Consider the following 23,658-nt stretch of genomic DNA (forward strand, 5'->3'; position numbering starts at 1 on the left):
CAAACTTGCGCTTTTTCTGCCGCTGCACTGGCAGCTTTCCCGCGACGCAGTACCATGGCCACGGAGGTATCGACCATGACTGCTTTGCTGGACCTGCAAGTGTTTCAGGCGCTGCACAACTCGCGCCACGCGCGCCTCGAGCACAGCGCCGAACTGGGCGACTCGATGGTGGCGGCGTTGTGGAGCAATCACCACGATGCCCAGGAGTATCAGGCGCCGACCCATCACACTTTGTCGTGCTACATCGGCGGCGGCACGGGCACCTTTCGCCGCGATCGCCCTTGGGAGAAAGGCGCGCCCGGCAAGCAGTGCATCCTGCCGGCCGGGCATGAGTCGGCGTGGGTGATCAACGGTGATATCCGCCTGGCCCATCTCTATTTCAGCGCAGAGCAGTTTGCGCTGGGCTGCGTGACGCTTCTGGACCGTGAGCCCCGCGAAATGCAGTTGCGCGAGAATACCTTCCTCGAAGACCCGGCACAGGCACGACGCTTCGCTCGTCTGATCACGTTGAACTGGAACGAACCGGGGGAGCGCGTACTCACCAGCAGCCTGGCCCACGAGATGCTCGCCCACGCTCTGCTCAGCCAAGCAGTCGCGCGTCCGCAGCTTCGGCTCAAAGGCGGGCTTGCACCTCATCAGCGGCGCCTGCTTCGCGACTTCATCGAGTCGCAGTTGGCCGAACCTCTGAGCCTCGGCCAGCTGGCAGCCTTGTGCAGCTTGTCGGAGTACCACTTCGCACGGATGTTTCGCACCAGCTTTGGCTTGCCGCCGCATCAATACGTGCTGGCTCGACGGATCGCCCGCGCCCGCTCGCTGTTGCGCCAGACGCACCTGCCCTTGGGCGAGGTGGGGCTGGCATGCGGCTTCGCCAGCGCCAGTCACTTCAGCAATCGGTTTCGCCAGGCAAGTGCGGTATCCCCAGGCGAATATCGCCTGGCTTGCACCTGACGGCAGACTGGCGAGCAGCTCGCGCTACCAGTGTGCCACTGCCGCCAATGGCCCCAGCAGCAGGCCGGCTGCGGCCAATGCCAGGGCCCAGCGTGGCCGGTACGGCAACAGCCACACCAGGAATACCGCGCTGCCCATCAACACTGCGGTCCAGCGCACCAGCCCCATGGCCCAGCCAGCGCTGAGCACCGAGACCCACAGCGACAAGGCCAGCAAAGCCCAGCCTGCCATGCGCAATTGCACCTTGCGCGAAGGACTGGGTCGATGCCCGAGCATTTCCTGATGATGACGTTCCATGGCCAGGCACAGGGCACTGAAGCCGGCATAACTGAGCAAACCTGCAGCCAACATCAGTGCACCTCGCCAGGCATGGTAGGACGCGCACGCACCGTCCGCGCCACCGGCAATGCCGCCAGCACAGCGCGGCGACGTATCTTCATGACCACCCACGCCAGCACCAGGCCGCAGCCCAGGGCGCTGAGATCGACGCCTGCCAATACCCAGTCGCCGGCGGCGATGGACGCCGGCAGGCCATGGTTGGTGGTGAGCAGGCTCAGTAACGGCACACTCGCCAGGGCAATCGCCGCCAGACCCAATTGCTCGATCCAGGCCTTGCTGCCACTGCGCACAGCGGCATGCACGATGCTCAATAGCCAAACCACGAAGAAGCTGTCGACCTCGATGCCGGCACGCTCCGGATAGGTCGCCGGCAGCAGCCGGTTGGCCCACATGAAGCCTGCCACCGCCAGCACCAGCCCGGCCATGCCGGCCACGTTCAACACTTCCACCAGACGCAGCTCGAAGGGCCGCACACCGCTGCGGGCATGCTTGAGCTGACGTTTGCCCAGCCACATGACCAGGCCCGTACCGATCAGCAAGGTACTGCCCAGGCCGCAGAAGAAATACAGCCAGCGCAGCACGGGCCCGGCGAACAGCCCCATGTGCAACCCATAGAACGTGCCTGCGATGGCTATTGGCGTGGAGCTTTCGCGCGGCTGCTCGAGCACCGCGCCCGTAGTACCGGCGAAGGTGATGGCTGCGCCCAGGTCGCGACTCACGCTATCGCCGTCATGGCGGCTGAACTGCACCTGAGCGTTGGCATCGCCCGGCATCTGCACCGACACCCGGCCGATGCTGCCTCCGGGCCATTGCTGCAGCGCACGGTCGTACAGCCCTCCCAGATTCACCAGCGGCGCAGGCTGCCCGGCGGCGACCAAACGCTGGTTGCCCGGATAGATCTCGCTGAAGAACGCCTGGGTATCGCCATCGTAGCGGCTGTTGATGCTCGCCGGCATGAGCATGGTCATGAAAATCACCAGGCTGCTGTAGGTGATCATCAGGTGAAAAGGCAGCACCAGCACGCCGATCGCGTTGTGTCCATCGAGCCAGGAACGCACGCCCTTGCCGGGGCGGAAGGTGAAGAACTCTTTGAAGATCTTCTTGTGGGTGATGATGCCGGTGACCAGCGTCACCAGCATGACCATCGCCGCCAGGCTACTCAGCCAGCGGCCCCAGGGGTAGCCCATTTGCAGCTGGTAGTGGAAGCGATAGAAGAAGTCGCCGCCGCGGCTGTCGCGCGCCTCGATTCGCTGCCCGGTCTGCGGGTCCAGGGTCTGCCGGGTGAAGCTGCCGCGCCCGCTTTTGTTCGGGTCCTGCCACATGACCGAAAGCGCTGGCTCGCGCGCGTCCGGCAGGCTGATGAACCAGCGTGACGATTGCCCGGCATTGGCCTGCAGGTAGGCCTGCGCCTGCGTCAGGCTGGCCCGAGCGTCGAGCACGCGCACCGGCACTTCGGGCTGCGCCCAATGGCTGATCTCGTCCTTGAAATAGGACAGTGTTCCGGTGAGGAAGATGGCGAACAGCAACCAGCCGAACACCAGCCCCGCCCAGGTATGCAACCACGCCATCGCCTGGCGGAAGCCTTCTCTCACGGCAGGTGCTGCCAGTGCAGAAGACCCGTTATCGCGGCCAGTATCAGGCCTGGTATGGCCAGGCCCAGCCAGGCTCGGCCGGCGCTGTGCGAGGCGAAACACCAGAGCACGGCCACCAGATACACAAGGAACGACAGCATCATGGCGCTGACCACGGCCTCGCCGCGTGCCATGGGCAGCAGCCAGGCGATGCATACGCTTGCAAGTGCCGCCAGCACGTAGCCGCCAAACACGGCCGCGACGATGCGGGAGGCCACCGCCCAACGATACGAGGCAGGTACCCCGCCGATTCTGCTTCTCATGAAAGACCTTCAAACGTACGAACGCGGCACCGAATCGTGCTGATAATAATGATAAATATTCTCATGCGCAAAGATCGTTGACGTTTATCTTGTGCTGCAACACTTTTTGCCGACGCTGGGACGGCTGTCGACCTTGCCCAAACGGCGGCTCACCCGTAAGATACGAACAATTCTTATTCTGCTGCGCACCCCATGGCGCCGGAGTGTTCGCGGTGAGCTCTGTGACTTCCCCTGCCTCGCATTCGGTCGAGGGCCTCTACCTCGTCCATCGCCGCTGGCTGACCGAGTGGCTGCGCAGCCGTCTGGGCTGCCCGGACAACGCTGCCGACCTCGCCCAGGACACCTTCATGCGCCTGTTGACCGCGCGCGAGGTCACGCCCATCCGTGAACCGCGGGCGTTTCTCACCACAGTGGCCAAGCGCGTGCTGTTCAATCACTACCGTCGCCAGGATCTGGAGCGCGCGTATCTGGAGGCCTTGAGCCAGATGCCCGAGCCCCTTGCACCCTGCGAAGAACACCGGGCGATCATCCTGCAGACCCTGCTCGAGCTGGACGCGCTACTCGAAGGTCTGCCGGTCACGGTCAAGCGTGCGTTCCTGATGGCACAGGTCGATGGCCTGGGCTACCGCGAAATCGCCAGTGAACTCGGTATATCCCTGGCTACGGTAAAGCGCCATCTGCACAAGGCAGCCCTGCGCTGCTACTTCGCGCTGTGAACGAAGCCCGCAGTTTTTCTCCGCACGTGGCCGAACAGGCCGTGCAGTGGCTGCTTGAACTGCAACAAGGCCCGCTCGATCCGCGCCAGCAGCAGGCATGGCAGCGCTGGCTGCACGCCGACGGCGAGCACCGTCGCGCCTGGGATCACATCCAGAAGGTCAATCAGCAGTTCGCCGGCCTGCCCGCTTCCCTGGCGCAGGCTACCGTGGGCGCACCCCACTCGCCCGGCCGCCGACGCGCCCTCAAGGCGCTGTTGCTGTTGGGAATGGCCGGTGCAACCACCCTGGCCCTGCGACAACAGCACTGGCTGCCGCCGCTGGTGGCCGACTACCGCAGCCCGCTGGGCCAGCGCCGCCAATTGCAACTGGACGACGGCAGCCGGATCCACCTCAACACCACCAGCGCCGTGGACGTGCGCTTCGATGCGGGTCGGCGCCTGATCCACTTGCTCGAAGGCGAGATCATGCTCACGGCGGGTGCCGATGCGCGGCCCCTGCTCATCGGCACCGACCAAGGGCTGATCACCGCTGGCCGGGGGCAGGTCAATGTTCGCCAACTGCCGGGCAGCACCCAGGTGCAGGCACTGCAAGGCGCCGTCACCCTCGAGGCCGCCGGGCTGCACGATGAGCCACGGCGCCTGGCCGAAGGCCAGCAGCTCGAGTTCGAACGCCAGCGCTTCAATCCGGCGCGACCACTGGACGCCAACAGTGGCGCCTGGGTCGACGGCATGCTGATCGCCGCGCGCATGCGCCTGGGCGACTTCCTGGCCGAGGTAGGCCGTTATCGCCGCGGCCAGCTGGACTGCGACGCCCGCGCTGCCAATCTGTTGCTCTCCGGCAGTTTCCCCCTGGGCGATACCGAGAAAATTCTCGATTCACTGGAGGCGGCGCTGCCAGTGAAAGTCCGGCGCTTCACCCGCTATTGGGTCACGGTGCAATCCCGGGTCTAGCCATGCCAGGTTTGGCGGCGAGCATTTATTTACACCGTCGGTGAGCCGTTTTGCCTTGCTCGCGTGACAGACAGGGTAACTCCCACTACATCCTGCCTGGAAACGCCGAATGTCCAACCTGCCCACCCCACTCGCCCGCGCCCTGCGCTGTCTGTTGCTCGGCACTGCCGTGAGCGTGGCTCAACTGCCGCACGCCCTGGCCGCCGAGGGCTCTACCCGCGAGTACCACATCGCGCCCGCGTCGGTCGAAAGCGCGGTCAATCAGTTCGGCCGCGAGGCAGGTGTACTGATTTCATTCGGCTCGACGACCCTGGCAGACCAACCCAGCCGTGGCCTGCAAGGCAGCTACAGCGTCGAACAGGCACTGGCCGTACTGCTTGAAGGTACCGGCTTGCACGCGCAGCCGTTGGGCGATGGCGCCTACAGCCTGGAGGCCACACCTGTGGCCCAGCCTGGCAGCGCCGGTGCTACGGTCGAACTGGGTGCGTCCAGTGTCGTGGGCGACTGGCTCGGCGCCGCCGAACAGACCAACGTGTTCGAGCACGCCGGTGCCCGGGACGTGGTGCGCCGCGAAGACTTCGAACGCACTGGCGCCACCAGCGCGCGCGATGTCCTCAACCGCATTCCGGGTGTCAATGCACCACAGAACAACGGCACGGGCAGCCATGACATGGCGATGAACTTCGGCATCCGTGGGCTCAACCCACGCTTGGCGACCCGCTCCACAGTGCTGATGGACGGCATCCCGGTGCCGTTCGCGCCCTATGGCCAGCCGCAGTTGTCGTTCGCCCCGGTCAGCATGGGCAACATGGACGCCGTGGACGTGGTGCGCGGCGGCGGCGCGGTGCGCTACGGCCCGCAGAACGTCGGCGGCATCGTCAACTTCGTGACCCGCGCGATTCCCGATGCACCTACCATCAAGGGCGGCTTGCAGACCCAGGCCAGCCCTTCGTCGAGCCAGGACGGCTTCAAGACCACCGGCAACCTGCTGGCGGGCGGTACTGCCGACAACGGCCTGGGCGGCGCCCTGCTCTACTCCGGCGTGCGCGGCGGCGACTGGCGCGAGCACAGCGATACCCAGATCGACGACCTGATTCTCAAGGGCAAATACCAGATCGACGAAGCCAACAGCCTCAATGCCCAGGCGCAGTACTACGAAGGCGAGGCCGACATGCCCGGTGGCCTCAGCGCAGCCGACTACAAGGCCGACCCCTATCAGTCGACCCGCCGCTACGACAAGTTCTGGGGGCGCCGCACCATGGTCAACTTCGGCTACCGCTACCAGGAAGATCGCCGCGAATTCACCGCCAACACCTTCTTCACCAAGACCCTGCGCAGCGGCTACCTGGACCAGGGCAACTTTCTCTCACTGTCGCCCCGCGAGTACTGGGTACGCGGTGTAGAGACGCGCTTCTCCCAAGGCTTCGATCTGGGCCAGACACAGCACGAAATGAGCGTGGGCTACCGCTACATCAGCGAGGCGGGCCATGAGCTGCGCTACCGCACGCCGATCAGCGCCAACCAGCAGTTGCCCAGCACCGACAGCCGCAACGACCGGGATACCCGCGGCGGCACCCAGGCCCACGCCTTCTATGTCGACGACCGCATCGATATCGGCCGCTGGACGTTCACGCCCGGCATCCGCTACGAGATGATCGACTCGCAGCAGACCAACAACCTCACCAACGTCAAATACCAGGGCGACTACACCACCGCCTTGCCGGCCCTGAACGTGCTCTATCACGTCAACGAAAACTGGAACCTGTACGCCAACACCGAAGGGTCGTTCGGCAGTGTGCAGTACAGCCAGATGCCCAACCGTGTGACCGGCGGCGAAGTGAAGCCGGAAAAGGCCCGGACCTGGGAGCTGGGGACGCGTTACGACAACGGCAATCTGCGCGCGGAAATCGGTGCGTTCCTGATCAACTTCGACAACCAGTACGACAGCAACCAGACCAACGACACGGTGATCGCTCGCGGCGAGACTCGCCATCAGGGTATCGAGACCAGCATCAACTACGCACTGGACGGTTTGAGCCCGGCCCTGGCCGGTTTCGACGTTCACGCCAGCTACGCGTTCGTCGATGCCACCATCCGCGAAGACGGCCCGAACAAGGGCAACCGCGTGCCATTCTCGTCACGCCACAAGGGCACCCTGGGCGTTGGGTACACCCAGGGCCCGTGGAAGCTCGACCTGGACAGCAGCTACCAGAGCAGCCAGTTCGCCGACAACGCCAACACCCAGGCCGAAAGCGCCGATGGCAGCACCGGGCGCATCCCAGGCTACATGCTCTTCAGCAGCCGCGCCGGCTACGACTTCGGCCCGCAATTGTCCGACTTGAACGTCGCGGTGGGCGTGAAGAACATTTTCAATCACCAGTATTACACCCGTTCCTTCGACGACAACAACAAGGGCAAGTACGTGGGTGAGCCGCGCACCGTCTACGTGCAAACCTCCGTCGCCTTCTGACGCCGGCAGCGTGCGCCTGCTGCCGTTGAACCCCTGTGGCAGCGGGTCGGAGGCCAGGATTGCACCCCGCAGAGTTTCGGGTTTCGCACTTATTTCAGAAAAAGTTCGAAAAAGTTACTGAATATTTATCTTCGTCAGGGGGTTGAATTGTTTCTTCAACTCCCTGACCTTGTACTTCAAGAGGCGATGAATATCAGTGTCATCGAATCTCTAGCTAGCAAGCCGAATAAGGGATGAACTATGCAGATCCAGGTCAATAGCGATAACCATATTCAAGGCGATGCCCGCCTGCAGGAGTGGGTACGCACCGTAGTGGAAAACGCAGTCGAGCATTATCAGGAGGATCTCACCCGTATCGAGGTTCATCTCGCCGACGAAAACGGCCAGAAATCCGGGCCCGACGACATGCGCTGCCAGATGGAAGCGCGTCCAAAAGGTCACCAGCCCATTTCCGTGACGCACAAGGCTGAAACCTTGGACCTGGCGGTCGATGGCGCCGCCGAGAAGCTCAGCCACGCTTTGGAGCACATGTTCGGCAGGCTGCGCAACAAGCGTGCAGCCAACCAGCAAACCATTCCCGATGGTCCGAACGAAGCCTTGCTCGAGGAAGAGTTTCTGGAAAACGAACAGGTGCTCAACAGCAAGTCCTGAGCCCTGCAAGGTAGGAAAAGGCGAGCCCGGGGCTCGCCTTTTTTATTGCCTGCGAACAAGTTTTCCGGTCCGGGCACGGCGATTGCTACATCAATTGCGACGAAGTAGGGCGGCAGTTACATATAGCAAAAGATGAAACGCGGCGCCGACCAGCGGTCTTGAACCAGTAACTAATCGCCTAGTCCATTAACGAAGTTCGACTATTGCAGGTAGTACATCATGGATAATCCATTCCAAGCCCTGAGCGATGCGTTCCAACCCGAGTACCGCGTCAACCTGAGCATTCAGCGCCTGGATGGCAGCATCATGCTGACCCTGTCCAACGAGCGCGGCGTTGCCGCCAAGCGCGTGATCACCGCCGAACAGCGCAACGACCCCAAGCGCATGCGCCGGCTGATCGAAAGCATCCAGTTCGGCATGGCCATCGAGCAAGGTGGCAGCGCCATGCAGATCCTGGCGGCGATGACCGATGCCGGCAACGTCGAGAAGCTGGGCAGCAAGCCAGTCCTTCGCGCCAACGCCGCGCACACCTCGCCGGTCGCCGCCAGCCTGCAATGAGCCGCCGTGCGACTCAGCTGTCGGACTTCTCCTTTACCGATGGATAGCGCGAAGACCCATAGCGCACCACCAGAATGGCGAAAGCCAGGAGCAGGATGCCACCACACAGGTAGATGATGCCCAGATCCGGTGCATTGTGGTGCGAGACATCGCCGATCAGCAGGCGAGTCAGGGCGGTGATTGCCACGTACAGCAGGAAGCGGATGGGCATGTGGTTGGTCTTGAAGTAGATCCCCACCATCGCCCCCAGCTCAAGATAGATGAACAGCAGCAGAATGTCGTCCACGCTCACGCTGCCCTTCTCTACCATTCCCAGAAAAGCGCTGACAGCCGCCCAGGCGGTGATGGCGCCAATGCCGAACAACGCCAGATAGTGGAACGCTTCGACGCACAGATTGCCCAGCGAATCGGCCTGGGCGTGCAGACTCCCGCGAAGTTTTTCGGCCCATTTCATTGCCTGTATTCCTTTTGCCAACCGATGGTGAGATGCGCCTGAACGCCTATGCTCGTTCAGGGCATGCAGCATAAGGGCCAGGCATGGCTGGTGAGAAGCAGCCAGACTGTCGCAGGGCCCCTCGTCGGCACCTCTGTTCAAGCCTGCCGATTTGCCTTATGCTTGGCACTGTATAAACGAACAGTAGTTATACTGAAACCATTCCCTGGGCAAATGAGGTGGTCAATGGCCGTCGAAGTGGTATACCGCAGCAGCCGAGATCTGGAGCGCCTGTTTATGGACAAAGCTGAAGCCGATCGTCACGACAAAATGCTCGAGCTGGCTGAGTTGCTGGCAGACGTACTGAAAAAAGCCGTGCCGTCACTCGATGACAAACAGGTCGAAGACGCCGGTATCTACATGGCGAAAAACCGCGACATCTTCGCCAAGGCATTCAAGAGTCAGCCCGATGCCCTGAACGAGTTGCTCACGGCTACGGCCGACCCCGCCGAGCAGGCCTGATCGTCAGGCCTGCAGCGCTTGCACGAACTCGGCCAGCCAGGGCTCTGCGTCGGTTTCCGGGGTGACGCTTTCGCTGGCGTCCAGGCGCAGCATGTCCTGAACCTCGTGCACGCCCAGCTCTGCAAACAACTCGCGCAACTGCTCGCCGCCGCCGCAATAGGTGTCGTAGCTGGAGTCCCCCAGCGCGATCACACCACCGGGCAGGCCACGCAGCGCCGCCGGCAGTTCATCGCGAAGCTGAGCGTACAGCGCCATGATGTTGTCCGGCAGTTCGCCCATGCCGGTGGTCGAGGTCACCGCCAAAACAGCCTCGGGCGCGAATGCCAGCACGTCCTGCAGAGTGGCTCGCGGGTTGTGCCAGGCCTGGATATCCTGTCGCTTTAGCAGCTGCTCGGCATGCCGGGCGACTTCCTCGGCCGCGCCGTAGACCGAACCGCTGAGGATGGCAACTTTCATGATGACTGTCTCGGACCGTTGAAAGCGCTGATCTTACCAGCCCGACCGCGCATTGAAAGACAGGATCTGACGTACTGGGATCCCTCCCGCAGCCCGTATGAATTAGACTACGCTGCACGCTAGGGAACCCTGACATGATCAATGCGAAGCTGCTGCAACTGGTGATCGATGCGTCCAACGACGGCATCGTCGTCGCCGAACAGGAAGGCGAGGACAACATCCTCATCTACGTCAATCCGGCGTTCGAGCGCATGACCGGCTATACGTCACTGGAAATGCTCTACCAGGACTGCCGCCTGCTGCAGGGTGACGACCGCGACCAGCCTGCGCGCCAGCGCGTGCGCGAGGCGATCGACCAGGGGTTGGCGTGCCGCGAGGTGCTGCGCAACCACCGCAAGGACGGCAGTTTCTTCTGGAATGAGCTGTCGATCACCCCGGTACACAACGACAGCGATCAACTGATGTACTACATCGGCATCCAGAAGGATGTCAGCAGCGAGGTCGAAGCGCAGCAGCGCATCGTCGCGCTCGAGCAGCAGGTGGCGGCGCTGCAACAGCGCATCGTCGAACTCGAAACCCCTGCCCCGCCCGGTGCGGTATGACCGCCATGGACGTTTTCCAATGTTGCTTCGAGTCACCCTTTGCCGCGAGTGCACGCCATGCCGCCTGATGTGTTGCTGACCCAGGACGAACTGGAGTTTCTGCGGGCGATGCAGGCCAACCCGCAGCTCAATGTTCGCGATACCCTGCTCAACCTTTCCATCAAGGGTGGACCGCAGGTTCGCGATCTGCTGATGCGCCTGGCATCCCACGAACAGGTCACCATCGAAGCACACCTGGAAAACCAGCAGATCAGCTTTCCGCTGCAGGTCGTGGAAGACGAGTTCCAGGCGGCGCACCTAGAGCTCGGGGCACCCAGCATCTATGAGGACGGACCGATGTTGCGCCCGTGGCGGCTGAGCCTCGCGCAGCCGATCGTGCTGCGCGACGGCGAAGGGCGTGACAGCGACTTCTGGGTCCGTGACATTTCCTTCAAGGGCGCCTTGCTCGAGGTTCGCAATGGGGCACAGGCGCCCGCGCAATTCCAGCTGTGGTTCACCCCCGAAGGGTGCGCACCGATCCCGTTGCGCGGTTCGATGATTCGCGAGGCCGAGCACGGCTTGTTTGCCTACCGGCTCAGCCAGAACAACGCCAAGGCGATAGAGTCCTTGCGCCAGTTCATTCTGATGCACCACCAACTGGTGCATCCGCAACTGCACACCTGAATGCGCCGAATCAGCTGTCCAGATGCCCGGCCAGGTACTGCTGCAAACGCCGTTGCATCAAACGTCCATCGCTGCCCAGCCAGGCGATCTCAGTGGATCGCAGGCTGTCCTGCATGATTTCGGACAGCTCTCCGGCCAACAGCAACGGGCAGCTCAGGGCGTTGTTCAGTTTGGCCAGCTGCCGTGGCAGTGCCGGTGGCGCTGGGCGATTGGAGAACAGCACCACTGCCTGGGGCGCGAGCTTTTCACAGACCAGGCTCAGCTCTTCGAGCGGCTGGCCCAGACCGAGCAGTTGCACTTCGACTTGCGGTCCGCCCAGCAGCAGGCCTGTGACCTGGAGCTCGAGTTCCCGGCACTGCTCTGGTATGGCCACCAGCAATACCCGGCTGTCTTGGCCCTGATCGGAAGCCAGGCGCAGCCGTTGCAGGGTGCGGGCACGCAGGAAGGTGTCGAGGAACAACCATTCGCTGGCCTGGCCAAAGTGGCCCTGATGCACCAGCAGCTCCTGCCAGACCGGCATCAGTACCTGTTCGAATACCACGGCCAGCGGATAGCTGGAAAACACCTGGCCGTAGACCTGATCGAGCCGAGCTTCGGCAAACTCACGTACGCACTGGCGAATCCGCTCCTGCCACTGCTGCCATTCACCGTGCTCGTCGCAGGGCCCGGGCAGCGCAGTTCTGGCCTGCTGGGTGCGCGCCAGGATCTTGCCAACCTTGCTCACCGCCACGCCCCGCTCTATCCAGCCCAGGATACTGCGCACCTCTTCGATATCGGCCAGGGAGTACAGGCGGTGCCCACTTTCGGTGCGGGTAGGCTGCACCAGACCATAGCGGCGCTCCCACGCACGCAGCGTGACCGGGTTGATCCCGGTCAACCGGGCCACCTCGCGAATGGGGTACAGCTCATCCAGCGCGTGGTCTTGCACGCCGGGCAATCGGGTGCCGGATTCGCTCATTGCTAGTCAACCGCCGCCAGGAACAGGAACGCACAGTGTAACCGCTGGCAGAGGCTTGGGGTTTGTGGATGATCCAACCGACGGTAGATGTGCACGCAGCGGTTTTCGGGAATAATACTTGCTTGATTTCAGATGCACGCCACCACCCCGGCGCTGCATTCGATGGAGGCTCCTACCCGGAGCGCCAGACTGCCTGGAGATACACGATGTCTACCTCCCCCGTTACCCTGATGGTTGCGCGCCGCGTGGCCGATGGCAAATATCAGGACCTGATCGCCTGGCTGCATGAGGGCGAACAACTGGCCACCGATTTTCCAGGTTACCTGGGTTCAGGCGTTCTGGCGCCCGCGCCGGGCGATGACGAATTCCAGATCATCTTCCGTTTTGCCGATGAAACCACGCTGCATGCATGGGAGCATTCTGCCTCCCGTCGCTCCTGGCTTGGCCGTGGCAGTGAACTGTTCGCCCAGCCACACGTGCACCGGGTCAGCGGCACCGAAGGCTGGTTCGGTGACAGTGGCCTGCAGCGCCCGCCGCGCTGGAAACAGGCGGTGGCCATCTGGCTGGCGTTCTTTCCGGTATCGCTGATCTTCAACTTCCTGTTCGGTCACGTGCTGAACGAGATCAGCCTGGTGCCCAGAGTCATGCTCAGCACCCTGGCCCTGACCCCGCTCATGGTGTTCTTTTTCATTCCACTGTCGACGCGCCTGTTGCGCGGCTGGTTGCACGCCACGCCGAGCCGGGCGCCGCTGCCCAAGGCCAAGGTGGCGTGAACGGCCGGACCTGCTGCGCTTTGTGATATAAATCGGCGCAGCAACCTGCCGACGAAGAGCTCGCCCCATGCCTCACCCGATCCTCATTACCGGCGCCAGCCAGCGCATCGGCCTGCATTGTGCCGAACGCCTGCTGGGCGAAGGCCAACCGGTCATCATCAGCTATCGCCAGGAGCGCGAAACCGTTGCGCACCTGCGCGAGATGGGCGCGGTGACCATCCATGCCGACTTCGCCAGCGAAGCCGGCATCCTGGCCTTCATCGACGCACTCAAGGCGCAGACCACCCAGCTGCGCGCCATCGTGCACAATGCCTCGGCCTGGATCGCGGACAGCGCCGGAGACGAAGCCGCCGCGTTCCAGCAGATGGTCAATGTGCACATGCTGGCGCCCTATCTGATCAACTTGCACTGCGCCGACCTGCTGCGCGCGTCGAAACCTGCCGACATCGTGCACATCAGCGATGACGTGACGCGCAAGGGTAGCGCCAAGCACATGGCCTATTGCGCGAGCAAGGCGGGACTGGACAACCTCACGCTGTCGTTCGCGGCGCGGTTCGCGCCCGCGATCAAAGTGAACGGGATTGCCCCGGCGCTGATTCTGTTCAACCCGGATGACGATGCCGACTATCGCTACAAATCGCTGGCCAAGTCGGCGCTGGGCATCGAGCCGGGTGCCGAGGTCATCTACCAGAGCCTGCGCTACCTGCTGGAAAACCCCTACGTGACGGGCACGACCTTGACCGTCAACGGCGGCAGACACGTAAAATAGGCATGCCTGCGTCGGTTCGGCACGACGCTGGCCCCGAACATTCTGCGGAGCACACAACGATGGCACCACTGCAGCCAGGAATGGCACGCATCCGGGTCAAGGACCTGCGCTTGCGCACCTTCATCGGTATCAACGAAGACGAAATCGTCAACAAGCAGGATGTGTTGATCAACCTCACCGTCCTGTATCCGGCGCTCGAAGCGGTGCGCGACAACGATATCGAGCATGCCCTGAACTACCGCACCATCACCAAGGCGGTGATCCAGCATGTGGAGGGCAACCGGTTTGCCCTGCTCGAACGCCTGACCCAGGAGATTCTCGATCTGGTCATGCAGAACACCGCCGTGCGCTATGCCGAAGTGGAAGTCGACAAGCCCCATGCGCTGCGCTTCGCCGAATCGGTTTCGATCACCCTCGCCGGCAGCCGCTGACCGGTTGCCGCCCAGCAGGAGAGCGACATGAACGAACAACAACGCCTGGAATTGGAAGCAGCGGCTTTCCGCCGCCTGGTCAAGCATCTGGACGAACGCAAGGACGTGCAGAACATCGACTTGATGAACCTGGCAGGGTTCTGCCGCAATTGCCTGTCCAAGTGGTACAAGGCGGCCGCCGACGAGCAGCAGGTCGAGGTCAGCCTCGATGAGGCCCGCGAAGTCGTCTACGGCATGCCCTATGCGCAGTGGAAGGCGCAATACCAGCAGGAAGCCAGCGCCGAACAGCAGGCGGCCTTCGCCAAGGGGACGCCCAATGCGTGATGTGAATTCGCTGCGCGCCAGCCTGGCCAGCGGTGAACATCAGTTCGCCGCGACGCTGGCCTTTGTCGCCGAGCACTATGCCTATGAGCCACAGGCATTCAGCAACGGCGCTCTGGACAATGCTGCCGGGCAGAACGAAGGGTCCTGCAAGACCCTGGGCCTGGCACTGCTGGAAGGCTTGAGCGATGAAGAGGCACTGCTGGCGTTTGGCGAACACTACCGTTCGGTGGTGGCGACGCCCGAGGGTAGTGACCACGGTAATATCCGCAACCTGATGGCGCATGGGTTGGCAGGGGTTAAGTTTTCCGAACAGCCGCTGACCCGTCGGGGCTAACGGGCAGGCATGAAAAAACCGACCTGCAGGGGTCGGTTTTTTTGTGCCCGGCTTTGGGGCCTCTTCGCGGGTAGAACCCGCTCCCACAGGGACAGTGTCCTTCACTGGGACTACAACTCCCTGTGGGAGCGGGTTCTACCCGCGAAAGCCGCGCTGCGGTTCTGGATCAGAACGAAGCGTTGGCCAGCCCATCCAGATAACGCTCTACATCCAGCGCTGCCATGCAGCCGGCACCGGCCGAGGTAATTGCCTGGCGGTACACGTGGTCAGCCACGTCGCCGGCAGCGAATACGCCCTCGACGCTGGTCGCGGTGGCGTTGCCTTCACGCCCGCCCTGAACCACCATGTAGCCGTCCTTCAGAGCCAATTGCCCGTCGAACAACGAAGTGTTCGGCGTGTGACCGATCGCGATGAACACGCCATCGACCTTCAGCTCTTCGGCAATGCCATCGTTGTTGCGCAAGCGCGCACCGGTCACGCCCATGTTGTCGCCCAGCACCTCTTCCAGCGTGGCATTGAGCTTGAGTTCGATCTTGCCTTCGGCCACGCGAGCATGCAGCTTGTCGATCAGGATCTTCTCGGCGCGAAAGGTATCGCGACGATGGACCAGGGTCACCTTGCTGGCGATGTTGGCCAGGTACAGCGCCTCTTCGACCGCCGTGTTGCCGCCGCCCACTACCGCGACTTCACGGTTGCGATAGAAGAAGCCATCGCACGTGGCACAGGCCGAAACGCCCTTGCCCATGAACGCCTCTTCCGACGGCAAGCCCAGGTAGCGAGCACTGGCGCCGGTGGCGATGATCAGCGCGTCACAGGTGTAGGTTGCGCTGTCACCCGTCAAGGTGAACGGCTGGGCAGCAAGGTCAACGGCATTGATGTGGTCGAAGACGATTTCGGTTTCAAAGCGCTCGGCGTGCTCGCGCATGCGCTCCATCAGGGCCGGGCCGGTCAGGCCATGGGGGTCGCCCGGCCAGTTGTCGACTTCGGTAGTGGTGGTCAACTGACCGCCTGCCTGCATGCCGGTAATCAGCAGCGGCTTGAGGTTGGCGCGCGCAGCGTACACGGCAGCGCTGTAACCGGCAGGGCCGGAGCCCAGGATGATCACGCGGGAATGACGGGTTTGAGACATGACTAACTCCTGACTGCCGGACGTTGGCGCCGATCCGGTGCGGCTGGAATAAAAAGGACTGGCAAGGCACCTTGGGGAAGGTTCAACGCCGCCAGCCCAGAAACTTGCCCGTGAAATCCAGGCAGGGTCAGCGCTTACAGGCTCTTGGCATTTCCAGCCAGGTAGTCGGCGACGCCCTGGGCATCGGCCTTCATGCCTTTCTGGCCCGGACGCCAGCCGGCCGGGCAGACTTCACCATGCTGTTCGGTGAACTGCAGCGCTTCGACCAGTCGTACCATGTCGTCGACATCGCGACCCAGCGGCAGGTTGTTCACCACCTGGTGCTGCACGACACCTTGCTGGTCGATCAGGAACGAGGCACGCAGAGCCACGCCATCTTCGTGCTCGACGCCGTAGGCGCGGACGATCTCGTGCTTGACGTCGGCGACCATGGTGAATTCGACCTCACCGATACCGCCCTTCTCCACCGGCGTGCTGCGCCAGGCGTGGTGAGTGAACTGAGAATCGATGGACACCCCGACCACTTCGACACCCAGTTCGCGGAACTTGGCGATGCGGTTGTTGTGGGCGATGATTTCCGATGGGCACACGAAAGTGAAATCCAACGGCCAGAAGAACAGCACCACATACTTGCCACGCAGGGACGACAACTTGAAGCTGTCGACGATCGAGCCGTCGCCCAGTACGGCAGCGGCGTCGAAGTCAGGGGCTTGGCGGTTGACCAGAATGCTCATGAAGAACTCCTTGGAAGCGAAGATGGGAAAGGGTTGAAATTCGATGTGTCCAAGCTTAACGAGGTGGGCCCGATTAGGGAAATACCCTTTGGCAATCCAACCCATAGCCCTCGTCTATACGCGAAGGGCCATTCGTGCAGAGCACGCAAGGTTGTTACCGGCCATTGCCGTGGTTCCCGAGCGTCGGCAAAGCCGGTACTGTCAGCACGTTTCCCCTGTCTCGGAGTTGTCCATGCCTGTCCCTGCACTGTCCGGCCCGCAATACCTGCGCGAGGGCCTGAAAATGGTCTTGTCTCCCGGGCTGCGGCTGTTTGTACTGCTGCCATTGAGCATCAACCTGGTGCTGTTCGTTGGCCTGATCTACTTCGCCGGCCACCTGTTCAGCGGGTGGGTCGACCACTTGATCCAGAGCCTGCCCAACTGGCTGGGTTTCCTCAGCTTCATACTCTGGCCGCTGTTTGCGGTGCTCGTAGCCTTCATGGTGTTCTTCAGCTTCACCATGCTGGCCAACATCATCGCCGCCCCTTTCAACGGTTTTCTCTCCGAGAAGGTCGAGGTGGTCGCGCGGGGCAAGGACGACTTCCCTGCCTTCCGCTGGACCGAACTGTTTGAAATGATCCCGCGTACGCTGGCTCGCGAAGCGCGCAAGCTCGGCTATTTCCTGCCGCGCGCCCTGGCGCTGTTCGTGCTGTCGTTCATCCCGATGCTCAATATCATTGCCGCCCCTCTGTGGTTGCTGTTCGGGGTCTGGATGATGGCTATCCAATACATCGACTACCCCGCCGACAACCACAAGATGAGTTGGCAGGACATGCTCGCCTGGCTGCGGCAGAAGCGCTGGCGCAGCCTCAGTTTCGGCGGCATCGTTTACCTGGCACTGCTGATCCCGGGAGTAAACGTTTTGATGATGCCTGCAGCGGTGGCAGGCGCGACATTGTTCTGGGTGCGCGAGCGACAATAAGTCTTTGGCGATAACCACTGGTCGTTAATGATTACGACCAGTTCATAATCGACTATTCTACCTCTACCCAGAAACGTTTGCGTCATTGCCAAACGCCTGACACGTTTCTTCAGTTCTTTCCAGCCACGCCGCGCACAGCGGTTGGCAACGGTAACATCCAACTGCCTTACATCGCGCCTTCAAGATGTAACCTGTGCATTCCATTAGTCAGGTTGATTTGCAACTATCACCTTGAACTACTGGAGCATCATCAATATGAATCGGAAACTGGCAGCTGAGTTCCTGGGCACATTCTGGCTTGTGTTCGGGGGGTGTGGAAGTGCCATATTCGCCGCCAAATTCCCGGAACTGGGTATTGGATTCGCGGGTGTATCGCTGGCGTTCGGTTTGACCGTGCTCACCATGGCGTATGCGGTAGGGCCTATCTCGGGGGGGCACTTCAACCCTGCCGTCACCGTTGGACTGTGGGCCGGTGGCAGGATCTCTTCCAGTGAAGTATTGCCCTACGTACTGGCTCAGGTTGCTGGAGCGAGAGCCGCGGCAGCAGCGCTTTGGATGTTCTGGCTCGCGCCGATCATGGGCGGATTGATCGGAGGCTGGGTGGGCAGAGCCATGGGCGAGAAAAATGATCTGAAGATTCCCGCCCATGTGTAGGCTCGGTCGCTTCGTCATGAAACTCTATCAAGATACTGTACGCTTGCTCCCACGTCGCAATTGCAACCATCGCGAGGCTGTGATGATTCCGACTTTTTCCGCTGATAAACGACTGAAGCACTGGCATGTTTCCTGGCATATCATGGAACGTGAAATCTTTTGCGTCGAGTGCGGCGGATTGCAAACGTATTCAACCTCTTCTCAGCCTTTCAATTCGAATCACATGGCGAAATGCGCTAATGACAGCTGCGAGCCACAACATCCGTGGCAGGAATTACGCGAAATACTGTTCGACTGGAAACTTGAAGTCATAAAAACCTCATGAAAGCGCCACACTCGCGCAACACAACGCTTCGAAACTGAGCTGATGACAGCTCCCTCTCTGCATATCACCCTGGTTACCGAAACTTTCACCCCCGAGATAAACGGGGTCGCCAGTACGCTCGAGTATCTGTGCGAAGGGTTGCGCAGCCGCGGGCACCGAGTGGATGTGGTGCGTCCGCGACAGGCACAGGACAGAGGCCTCGGCGACGATGTGATGTTGTGTCGCGGCTGGCCGATACCCGGCTATCCGGGGCTGCAGTGGGGCGAGTCGTCCGGGCGACGGCTGGTGCGGCACTGGCGCTCGAGGCGGCCCGATGTGGTGTATGTCGCCACACCGGGTCCATTGGGCTTGAGCGCACTGCGCGCGGCACGGCTGCTGGGTATCGTGGTGGTCAGCGGCTTTCATACCAACTTCCAGCAATACGCCGCACAAAGTGGGTTGGGGCTGTTGACGCGTGTGGTGACGCATTATCTGCGCTGGTTTCACAACCGTGCGCACATGACCCTGGTGCCCAGCCACGGCCAACGCCTGGAATTGCAACGACGCGGCTTCGAGCGCTTGCATCTGCTGGCGCGCGGCGTCGATGGTCAGCTGTTTCATCCTGCGCGGCGCAGCCTGACGTTGCGTCAGAGTTGGGGACTGGCGGAGGGCGACCTGGCGGTGATCCATGTCGGACGCCTGGCGCGGGAGAAGAATCTGGACCTGCTCGCGCGCACCTTCAGCCACCTGCAGGCGCAGTATCCACAGCGCGTGATGAAGTTGATCGTGGTGGGTGACGGGGGGCGGCGAAGCAGCCTTCAGCAAAAAATGCCCGAAGCGATATTCTGCGGGGCATTGCGCGGCGAGGTGCTGGCTGAACACTACGCCAGCGGCGATATCTTCGTGTTTCCCAGCCTTACTGAAACCTTCGGCAACGTGGTTCTGGAAGCGCAGGCATCAGGGCTGGCCGTGGTGGCCTACGATGAGGCCGCCGCCGCGCAGCACATTCGCCACGGGCACAGTGGCGCGCTGGCCATGCCGGGCGACGAGGCGGCGTTTCTCGAGGCGGCGGGCTGGTTGCTGGAAAACGAAGAGAACTTGCGGCGGGTTCGCCTCAATGCGCGCCGACATGCCAGCCGTCAGGGCTGGGCGGCCATCGTCGAGCAGTTCGAGAAGCAGCTGAGCGGTGCGTGCTACCTGACGTCTTCAGTGGCCCTGGCCAACACCGCAGCGCCCCTTCGCGGCCGCTGACCGCTCCTACAGGGGTAGCGATGTGGCGGGGCAAAAAAAGGGGCACGTCGTTGACGTGCCCCTTGTTGCATCTGCGCCTGGCCGCTCGCAAGAGCGCCTTGCCCAGATCAGTGGTGATGACCACCCTCGCCATGCACGTGGCCGTGGGCGATTTCTTCCTGGCTGGCGTCGCGGATGTCGACGACCTTGACCTTGAAGTGCAGACGCTGACCGGCCAACGGGTGGTTGCCGTCGACGGTGACGTCGTCGCCATCCAGGTCGCGGATGGTCACGATCTGCATCTGGCCATCAGGCGCGGACGCGTGGAACTGCATGCCCACTTCCAGCTCGTCGACGCCTTCGAACATGCTGCGCGACAAGGTGCTGACCAGCTCGGCCGCGTACTCGCCATAGGCATCTTCAGGCTCGATGGCGACGTCCAGGTCGTCGCCGACCTGCTTGCCGTCCAGCGCCTTTTCCAGGCCGGGGATGATGTTACCAGCGCCCTGCAGATAGACCAGCGGCGCGCCGCCGGCGGAGCTGTCGATAACCTCACCGGCGTCGTTGGTCAGGGTGTATTCGATGGAGACAGCCTTGTTGGCGGCGATCAGCATGAGGTAAGACCTTTTGCATAAGAATGTAGAACGACCAAGTGTAACCAAGGGATGGCGTGAAAGCGAACCCACTCGGCCAGTGGTCGACCGGACACGATGCGCGCGGCCATTGGGCCTTCTGCACGCATCTTGAGGTTATGACTGCCTGCGGCGCGATTCGTTTCTACTTGCGGGCCGTGGCGTGATGCTTGTAGCGTGCAGCCCGAAGCTCACCCGAGAAGCTCGCATGCAAACATTTTTCATCGCGCCGACCGATTTTGGCGTCGGCCTGACCTCCATCAGCCTGGGGCTGGTGCGCACCCTGGAGCGCGCCGGCCTGAAAGTCGGCTTTCTCAAGCCCATTGCCCAGCCACATCCCGGCGATCAGGGCCCCGAACGCTCGACCGAACTGGTGGCCCGTACCCACGGCCTGCAACCACCCAAGCCCCTGGGCCTGGCCCACGTGGAACGCATGCTGGGCGATGGCCAGCTCGACGAGTTGCTCGAAGAGATCCTGACGCTGTACCAGCAGGCCTGCGTCGGCAACGATGTGGTCATCGTCGAAGGCATGGTGCCCACGCGCCACGCCAGTTATGCGGCCAGGGTCAACCAGCATCTGGCGAAAAGCCTGGATGCCGACGTGATTCTGGTGTCGAGTGCCGAGAACGAAGTGCTCGCCGAGCTTTCCGGCCGGGTCGAGTTGCAGGCGCAACTGTTCGGGGGCCCGCGTGATCCCAAGGTGCTGGGCGTCATCCTCAACAAGGTCCGCACCGGTGAAGGCATGGACGTCTTCGCCGCCCGTCTCAAGGAACACTCGCCCCTGCTGCGTGGCGGCGATTTTCGCCTGCTCGGCTGCATTCCCTATCAGGCCGACCTCAACGCCCCGCGCACGCGCGACGTGGCCGAGCTGCTCGGCGCCCAGGTGATCAACGCCGGTGACTACGAGCAGCGGCGCATGAACAAGATCATCATCTGCGCGCGCACGGTGCTCAATACCGTGCAGCTGCTCAAACCGGGGGTTCTGGTGGTCACCCCAGGCGACCGTGACGACATCATTCTGGCAGTGAGCCTGGCCGCCATGAACGGCATGCCCCTGGCCGGGCTGCTGCTGACCAGCGACACCCTGCCCGACCCGCGCATTCTCGAGCTGTGTCGGGGCGCCTTGCAGGCCGGCCTGCCGGTGCTGTCGGTGAGCACGGGATCCTATGACACCGCCACGCGCCTGAACCAGCTGAACAAGGAAATCCCCATTGATGACCGCGAGCGCGCGGAGATCATCACCGATTTCGTCGCTGGCCATCTGGATGCCCAATGGTTGCACCAGCGCTGTGGTACCCCGCGCGAACTGCGCCTGTCACCGGCGGTATTCCGCTATCAGCTGATCCAACGCGCGCAACAGGCCGACAAGCGCATCGTGCTGCCCGAAGGTCACGACCCCCTGACCATCCAGGCGGCCGCCATCTGCCAGACGCGCGGCATTGCACGCTGTGTGCTGCTGGCCAAGCCAGACGAGGTGCAGGCGGTCGCCAGCGCCCACGGCATCGCACTGCCCGAAGGGCTCGAGATACTCGACCCCGACCTGATCCGCGGTCGCTACGTGGAGCCGATGGTTGCCCTGCGCAAGAGCAAAAGCCTGAACGCGCCCATGGCCGAGCAGCAGTTGGAAGACAACGTGGTGATCGGCACCATGATGCTGGCCCTGGATGAAGTGGATGGCCTGGTGTCGGGCATCGTCCACTCCACTGCCAACACCATCCGCCCGGCCCTGCAGTTGATCAAGACCGCGCCCGGCTGCAGCCTGGTGTCCTCGGTGTTCTTCATGCTGTTCCCCGATCAGGTGCTGGTGTATGGCGACTGCGTGATGAACCCGCACCCCAGCGCTGCGGAACTGGCAGAGATCGCCCTGCAGAGCGCCGACTCCGCCGAAGCCTTCGGCATTGCCGCGCGAGTGGCGATGATCAGCTATTCGAGTGGCAACTCGGCCAGTGGCGAAGAAGTCGAGAAGGTGCGTGAGGCCACCCAGTTGGCCCAGGAGATCCAGCGCGATCTGCTGATCGACGGCCCGCTGCAATACGACGCGGCCGCCAATGAAAACGTGGCGCGCCAACTGGCCCCGGACAGCCGGGTCGCCGGTCGCGCGACGGTGTTCGTGTTTCCCGACCTGAACACCGGCAACACCACGTACAAAGCGGTCCAGCGCAGCGCCGATTGCGTGAGCCTGGGGCCGATGCTGCAAGGACTGCGCAAACCGGTCAACGACCTGCCGCGTGGCGCTCAAGTCGATGACATCGTCTACACCATTGCCCTGACTGCCATCCAGGCCAACCGCACCATCGACCTCTAGGACCCTTCTCTTGAAAACGCTTACCGGCCTGTGCGCCGCGCTGCTGCTGGCGCTGAACACCCTCGTTTGCTGCACGCCGCTGTTCATCGTCAGCCTGATCAAGCTGTGCCTGCCGTTCGCGGCGGCGCAGCGTGTGACCGACGAACTGATGCGCCACATCCACGAAGCCTGGATCAGCAACAACAAGGCCTGGATGAACCTGCTCGGCGGTATCGGCTGGAAAGTCGAGGGCTTGCAAGGCCTGGACTACCAGCACTCCTACCTGGTGACCAGCAACCACCAGAGCTGGGTCGATATCCTGGTGCTGCAATACGTGCTGAACCGGCGCATTCGCCCGCTGAAGTTCTTCCTCAAGCGCGAGCTCATCTGGGTGCCGGTCATTGGCCTGGCCTGGTGGGCGCTCGGCTTCCCGTTCATGAAACGCTACTCCAAGGCCTATCTGGCCAGGCATCCGGAAAAGAAAGGCGAAGACCTGCTCACGACGCGCCGCGCCTGCGCCAAGTTTCGCGGCAAGCCGACCGCCATCTTCAACTTCGCCGAAGGCACGCGCTTCACCCCGGCCAAGCACGCGGCCCAGGCATCACCGTTTCGCCATCTGCTCAAGCCCAAGGCCGGTGGCATTGCTTTCGTGCTCGATGCCATGGGCGAGCAACTGCAGTCGATGGTCGACGTGACGGTGTTCTATCCCAAGGGCGCCCCCGGGTTCTGGGATCTACTGTGCGGTCGGGTAGGCGAGATCCATGTGCTGTTCGAAGAGCTGCCGATTCCGGCGCAATTCATCGGTCACAGCTACGATCAGGACGACGAGTACCGGGCTCGTTTTCAGGCATGGGTCAACGCGCTGTGGACGCAGAAGGACGCGACGCTCGAGCGACTCGAGACACACTGATCACCCATGAAAAATCCCGCTGCCAGAGC

At 62.4% G+C, this 23,658-nt stretch carries 28 protein-coding genes and 1 pseudogene; 20 read left to right on the forward strand and 9 right to left on the reverse strand.

Features of this window, described 5'->3' with window-relative positions; genetic code table 11:
- Window positions 1-75 precede the first annotated feature (75 nt).
- On the forward strand, window positions 76-948 hold the full coding sequence (locus IFT44_RS09110) for a helix-turn-helix domain-containing protein (RefSeq protein WP_192058629.1): 873 nt from the start codon (window positions 76-78) through the stop codon (window positions 946-948).
- 24 nt (window positions 949-972) lie between these two features.
- On the opposite strand, the gene IFT44_RS09115 is transcribed toward IFT44_RS09110, so the two are convergent.
- From IFT44_RS09115 to IFT44_RS09125, 3 genes are read right to left on the reverse strand one after another with little or no spacing between them, the layout of a single operon-like run.
- Complete coding sequence (locus IFT44_RS09115) at window positions 973-1,299, reverse strand: DUF3325 domain-containing protein (protein ID WP_192137749.1); 327 nt, start codon at window positions 1,297-1,299, stop codon at window positions 973-975.
- Window positions 1,299-2,879 (reverse strand): PepSY domain-containing protein, encoded by a 1,581-nt coding sequence (locus tag IFT44_RS09120; RefSeq protein ID WP_192175788.1) that lies wholly within the window; start codon window positions 2,877-2,879, stop codon window positions 1,299-1,301. Before IFT44_RS09120 ends, IFT44_RS09115 begins: the two co-directional genes overlap by 1 nt.
- The gene (locus tag IFT44_RS09125; RefSeq protein WP_192175789.1) at window positions 2,876-3,181 is read right to left on the reverse strand and encodes a DUF3649 domain-containing protein; all 306 of its coding nucleotides are present in this window, start codon (window positions 3,179-3,181) and stop codon (window positions 2,876-2,878) included. Before IFT44_RS09125 ends, IFT44_RS09120 begins: the two co-directional genes overlap by 4 nt.
- Before the next feature lie 212 nt (window positions 3,182-3,393).
- Between IFT44_RS09125 and IFT44_RS09130 the strand changes: the two genes are divergently transcribed.
- From IFT44_RS09130 to IFT44_RS09150, 5 genes are all read left to right on the forward strand, one after another.
- A complete protein-coding gene (locus tag IFT44_RS09130; protein ID WP_446730945.1) occupies window positions 3,394-3,897 on the forward strand; it encodes a sigma-70 family RNA polymerase sigma factor in 504 nt (167 codons plus the stop codon).
- Window positions 3,894-4,847 (forward strand): FecR domain-containing protein, encoded by a 954-nt coding sequence (locus IFT44_RS09135; protein ID WP_192175790.1) that lies wholly within the window; start codon window positions 3,894-3,896, stop codon window positions 4,845-4,847. Before IFT44_RS09130 ends, IFT44_RS09135 begins: the two co-directional genes overlap by 4 nt.
- 109 nt (window positions 4,848-4,956) lie before the next feature.
- Window positions 4,957-7,317 carry a TonB-dependent Fe(3+) dicitrate receptor FecA gene (gene fecA, locus IFT44_RS09140; protein ID WP_192175791.1) on the forward strand — a complete coding sequence of 787 codons (2,361 nt, stop codon included), beginning with the start codon at window positions 4,957-4,959 and terminating at the stop codon, window positions 7,315-7,317.
- Between the two features lie 240 nt (window positions 7,318-7,557).
- Window positions 7,558-7,968 (forward strand): HPF/RaiA family ribosome-associated protein, encoded by a 411-nt coding sequence (locus IFT44_RS09145; RefSeq protein WP_122475152.1) that lies wholly within the window; start codon window positions 7,558-7,560, stop codon window positions 7,966-7,968.
- Window positions 7,969-8,187: 219 nt separating this feature from the next.
- Window positions 8,188-8,526, forward strand: a complete 339-nt coding sequence (locus IFT44_RS09150; RefSeq protein ID WP_192058622.1) for a DUF3509 domain-containing protein — start codon at window positions 8,188-8,190, stop codon at window positions 8,524-8,526.
- Between the two features lie 13 nt (window positions 8,527-8,539).
- On the opposite strand, the gene IFT44_RS09155 is transcribed toward IFT44_RS09150, so the two are convergent.
- Window positions 8,540-8,980, reverse strand: coding sequence for a phosphate-starvation-inducible protein PsiE (locus IFT44_RS09155; RefSeq protein ID WP_043192974.1), 441 nt, complete (start codon window positions 8,978-8,980; stop codon window positions 8,540-8,542).
- Between the two features lie 225 nt (window positions 8,981-9,205).
- Between IFT44_RS09155 and IFT44_RS09160 the strand changes: the two genes are divergently transcribed.
- Window positions 9,206-9,481, forward strand: coding sequence for a YebG family protein (locus tag IFT44_RS09160; protein WP_122475156.1), 276 nt, complete (start codon window positions 9,206-9,208; stop codon window positions 9,479-9,481).
- A 3-nt stretch (window positions 9,482-9,484) separates the two neighbouring features.
- Here the strand turns inward: IFT44_RS09160 and IFT44_RS09165 are convergent, their stop codons facing one another.
- The gene (locus IFT44_RS09165; RefSeq protein ID WP_185795029.1) at window positions 9,485-9,937 is read right to left on the reverse strand and encodes a flavodoxin; all 453 of its coding nucleotides are present in this window, start codon (window positions 9,935-9,937) and stop codon (window positions 9,485-9,487) included.
- A 134-nt stretch (window positions 9,938-10,071) separates the two neighbouring features.
- Here IFT44_RS09165 and IFT44_RS09170 point away from each other — a divergent pair, with 134 nt between their 5' ends.
- Window positions 10,072-10,539, forward strand: a complete 468-nt coding sequence (locus tag IFT44_RS09170; protein ID WP_122475159.1) for a PAS domain-containing protein — start codon at window positions 10,072-10,074, stop codon at window positions 10,537-10,539.
- 57 nt (window positions 10,540-10,596) lie between these two features.
- Window positions 10,597-11,202: a hypothetical protein gene (locus IFT44_RS09175; protein ID WP_192058620.1), complete on the forward strand. Its 606-nt coding sequence runs from the start codon at window positions 10,597-10,599 to the stop codon at window positions 11,200-11,202.
- A 10-nt stretch (window positions 11,203-11,212) separates the two neighbouring features.
- Here IFT44_RS09175 and IFT44_RS09180 read toward each other — a convergent pair whose 3' ends face one another.
- Entirely contained in the window at window positions 11,213-12,160 is a 948-nt protein-coding gene (locus tag IFT44_RS09180; RefSeq protein ID WP_192175792.1) for a MerR family transcriptional regulator, read from the reverse strand.
- 206 nt (window positions 12,161-12,366) lie between these two features.
- Here IFT44_RS09180 and IFT44_RS09185 point away from each other — a divergent pair, with 206 nt between their 5' ends.
- The 5 genes from IFT44_RS09185 (at window position 12,367) to IFT44_RS09205 (ending at window position 14,791) form a co-directional block, all read left to right on the forward strand.
- Window positions 12,367-12,933: an antibiotic biosynthesis monooxygenase gene (locus tag IFT44_RS09185; protein ID WP_122475163.1), complete on the forward strand. Its 567-nt coding sequence runs from the start codon at window positions 12,367-12,369 to the stop codon at window positions 12,931-12,933.
- A gap of 67 nt (window positions 12,934-13,000) precedes the next feature.
- Window positions 13,001-13,702: a dihydromonapterin reductase gene (gene folM / locus IFT44_RS09190; RefSeq protein ID WP_122795311.1), complete on the forward strand. Its 702-nt coding sequence runs from the start codon at window positions 13,001-13,003 to the stop codon at window positions 13,700-13,702.
- A 59-nt stretch (window positions 13,703-13,761) separates the two neighbouring features.
- Window positions 13,762-14,133: a dihydroneopterin triphosphate 2'-epimerase gene (folX, locus tag IFT44_RS09195; RefSeq protein WP_049861227.1), complete on the forward strand. Its 372-nt coding sequence runs from the start codon at window positions 13,762-13,764 to the stop codon at window positions 14,131-14,133.
- 27 nt (window positions 14,134-14,160) lie between these two features.
- Window positions 14,161-14,457 (forward strand): DUF1244 domain-containing protein, encoded by a 297-nt coding sequence (locus IFT44_RS09200; RefSeq protein ID WP_049861226.1) that lies wholly within the window; start codon window positions 14,161-14,163, stop codon window positions 14,455-14,457.
- Window positions 14,450-14,791 carry a HopJ type III effector protein gene (locus IFT44_RS09205; RefSeq protein ID WP_192054674.1) on the forward strand — a complete coding sequence of 114 codons (342 nt, stop codon included), beginning with the start codon at window positions 14,450-14,452 and terminating at the stop codon, window positions 14,789-14,791. Before IFT44_RS09200 ends, IFT44_RS09205 begins: the two co-directional genes overlap by 8 nt.
- A 166-nt stretch (window positions 14,792-14,957) precedes the next feature.
- Here the strand turns inward: IFT44_RS09205 and trxB are convergent, their stop codons facing one another.
- Window positions 14,958-15,920, reverse strand: a complete 963-nt coding sequence (gene trxB / locus IFT44_RS09210; protein ID WP_122475169.1) for a thioredoxin-disulfide reductase — start codon at window positions 15,918-15,920, stop codon at window positions 14,958-14,960.
- A gap of 134 nt (window positions 15,921-16,054) precedes the next feature.
- Complete coding sequence (locus tag IFT44_RS09215; protein WP_122475170.1) at window positions 16,055-16,654, reverse strand: peroxiredoxin; 600 nt, start codon at window positions 16,652-16,654, stop codon at window positions 16,055-16,057.
- Window positions 16,655-16,886: 232 nt separating this feature from the next.
- Here IFT44_RS09215 and cysZ point away from each other — a divergent pair, with 232 nt between their 5' ends.
- The 4 genes and pseudogenes from cysZ to IFT44_RS09235 all read left to right on the forward strand — a co-directional run bounded on the left by cysZ (window position 16,887) and on the right by IFT44_RS09235 (window position 19,824).
- Window positions 16,887-17,615 (forward strand): sulfate transporter CysZ, encoded by a 729-nt coding sequence (cysZ, locus tag IFT44_RS09220; RefSeq protein WP_122795313.1) that lies wholly within the window; start codon window positions 16,887-16,889, stop codon window positions 17,613-17,615.
- Between the two features lie 255 nt (window positions 17,616-17,870).
- A pseudogene (locus IFT44_RS09225) lies at window positions 17,871-18,156 on the forward strand (aquaporin); the annotation flags it as partial.
- Window positions 18,157-18,285: 129 nt separating this feature from the next.
- Window positions 18,286-18,594 carry a hypothetical protein gene (locus IFT44_RS09230; RefSeq protein ID WP_192175793.1) on the forward strand — a complete coding sequence of 103 codons (309 nt, stop codon included), beginning with the start codon at window positions 18,286-18,288 and terminating at the stop codon, window positions 18,592-18,594.
- Between the two features lie 42 nt (window positions 18,595-18,636).
- Window positions 18,637-19,824 (forward strand): glycosyltransferase family 4 protein, encoded by a 1,188-nt coding sequence (locus IFT44_RS09235; RefSeq protein WP_192175794.1) that lies wholly within the window; start codon window positions 18,637-18,639, stop codon window positions 19,822-19,824.
- 107 nt (window positions 19,825-19,931) lie between these two features.
- Here the strand turns inward: IFT44_RS09235 and IFT44_RS09240 are convergent, their stop codons facing one another.
- On the reverse strand, window positions 19,932-20,417 hold the full coding sequence (locus IFT44_RS09240; RefSeq protein WP_043192958.1) for an FKBP-type peptidyl-prolyl cis-trans isomerase: 486 nt from the start codon (window positions 20,415-20,417) through the stop codon (window positions 19,932-19,934).
- Window positions 20,418-20,643: 226 nt separating this feature from the next.
- Between IFT44_RS09240 and pta the strand changes: the two genes are divergently transcribed.
- Both pta and IFT44_RS09250 read left to right on the forward strand, forming a co-directional pair.
- The gene (gene pta, locus IFT44_RS09245) at window positions 20,644-22,740 is read left to right on the forward strand and encodes a phosphate acetyltransferase (protein ID WP_192175795.1); all 2,097 of its coding nucleotides are present in this window, start codon (window positions 20,644-20,646) and stop codon (window positions 22,738-22,740) included.
- Window positions 22,741-22,750: 10 nt separating this feature from the next.
- Window positions 22,751-23,629, forward strand: coding sequence for an acyltransferase (locus IFT44_RS09250; RefSeq protein WP_185795024.1), 879 nt, complete (start codon window positions 22,751-22,753; stop codon window positions 23,627-23,629).
- Window positions 23,630-23,658: the final 29 nt, after the last annotated feature.

Source organism: Pseudomonas sp. CFBP 13710, from assembly GCF_014842235.1.
Classification (GTDB): Bacteria; Pseudomonadota; Gammaproteobacteria; order Pseudomonadales; family Pseudomonadaceae; genus Aquipseudomonas; species Aquipseudomonas baltica.

Coding starts and splice junctions, on each gene's coding strand:
- IFT44_RS09110 (WP_192058629.1), top strand. CDS start 76: ATGACTGCTTTGCTGGACCTGCAAGTGTTTCAGGCGCTGCACAACTCG.
- IFT44_RS09115 (WP_192137749.1), bottom strand. CDS start 1,299: ATGTTGGCTGCAGGTTTGCTCAGTTATGCCGGCTTCAGTGCCCTGTGC.
- IFT44_RS09125 (WP_192175789.1), bottom strand. CDS start 3,181: ATGAGAAGCAGAATCGGCGGGGTACCTGCCTCGTATCGTTGGGCGGTG.
- fecA (WP_192175791.1), top strand. CDS start 4,957: ATGTCCAACCTGCCCACCCCACTCGCCCGCGCCCTGCGCTGTCTGTTG.
- IFT44_RS09145 (WP_122475152.1), top strand. CDS start 7,558: ATGCAGATCCAGGTCAATAGCGATAACCATATTCAAGGCGATGCCCGC.
- IFT44_RS09150 (WP_192058622.1), top strand. CDS start 8,188: ATGGATAATCCATTCCAAGCCCTGAGCGATGCGTTCCAACCCGAGTAC.
- IFT44_RS09155 (WP_043192974.1), bottom strand. CDS start 8,980: ATGAAATGGGCCGAAAAACTTCGCGGGAGTCTGCACGCCCAGGCCGAT.
- IFT44_RS09160 (WP_122475156.1), top strand. CDS start 9,206: ATGGCCGTCGAAGTGGTATACCGCAGCAGCCGAGATCTGGAGCGCCTG.
- IFT44_RS09165 (WP_185795029.1), bottom strand. CDS start 9,937: ATGAAAGTTGCCATCCTCAGCGGTTCGGTCTACGGCGCGGCCGAGGAA.
- IFT44_RS09170 (WP_122475159.1), top strand. CDS start 10,072: ATGATCAATGCGAAGCTGCTGCAACTGGTGATCGATGCGTCCAACGAC.
- IFT44_RS09175 (WP_192058620.1), top strand. CDS start 10,597: ATGCCGCCTGATGTGTTGCTGACCCAGGACGAACTGGAGTTTCTGCGG.
- IFT44_RS09180 (WP_192175792.1), bottom strand. CDS start 12,160: ATGAGCGAATCCGGCACCCGATTGCCCGGCGTGCAAGACCACGCGCTG.
- IFT44_RS09185 (WP_122475163.1), top strand. CDS start 12,367: ATGTCTACCTCCCCCGTTACCCTGATGGTTGCGCGCCGCGTGGCCGAT.
- folM (WP_122795311.1), top strand. CDS start 13,001: ATGCCTCACCCGATCCTCATTACCGGCGCCAGCCAGCGCATCGGCCTG.
- folX (WP_049861227.1), top strand. CDS start 13,762: ATGGCACCACTGCAGCCAGGAATGGCACGCATCCGGGTCAAGGACCTG.
- IFT44_RS09200 (WP_049861226.1), top strand. CDS start 14,161: ATGAACGAACAACAACGCCTGGAATTGGAAGCAGCGGCTTTCCGCCGC.
- IFT44_RS09205 (WP_192054674.1), top strand. CDS start 14,450: ATGCGTGATGTGAATTCGCTGCGCGCCAGCCTGGCCAGCGGTGAACAT.
- trxB (WP_122475169.1), bottom strand. CDS start 15,920: ATGTCTCAAACCCGTCATTCCCGCGTGATCATCCTGGGCTCCGGCCCT.
- IFT44_RS09215 (WP_122475170.1), bottom strand. CDS start 16,654: ATGAGCATTCTGGTCAACCGCCAAGCCCCTGACTTCGACGCCGCTGCC.
- cysZ (WP_122795313.1), top strand. CDS start 16,887: ATGCCTGTCCCTGCACTGTCCGGCCCGCAATACCTGCGCGAGGGCCTG.
- IFT44_RS09230 (WP_192175793.1), top strand. CDS start 18,286: ATGAAACTCTATCAAGATACTGTACGCTTGCTCCCACGTCGCAATTGC.
- IFT44_RS09235 (WP_192175794.1), top strand. CDS start 18,637: ATGACAGCTCCCTCTCTGCATATCACCCTGGTTACCGAAACTTTCACC.
- IFT44_RS09240 (WP_043192958.1), bottom strand. CDS start 20,417: ATGCTGATCGCCGCCAACAAGGCTGTCTCCATCGAATACACCCTGACC.
- pta (WP_192175795.1), top strand. CDS start 20,644: ATGCAAACATTTTTCATCGCGCCGACCGATTTTGGCGTCGGCCTGACC.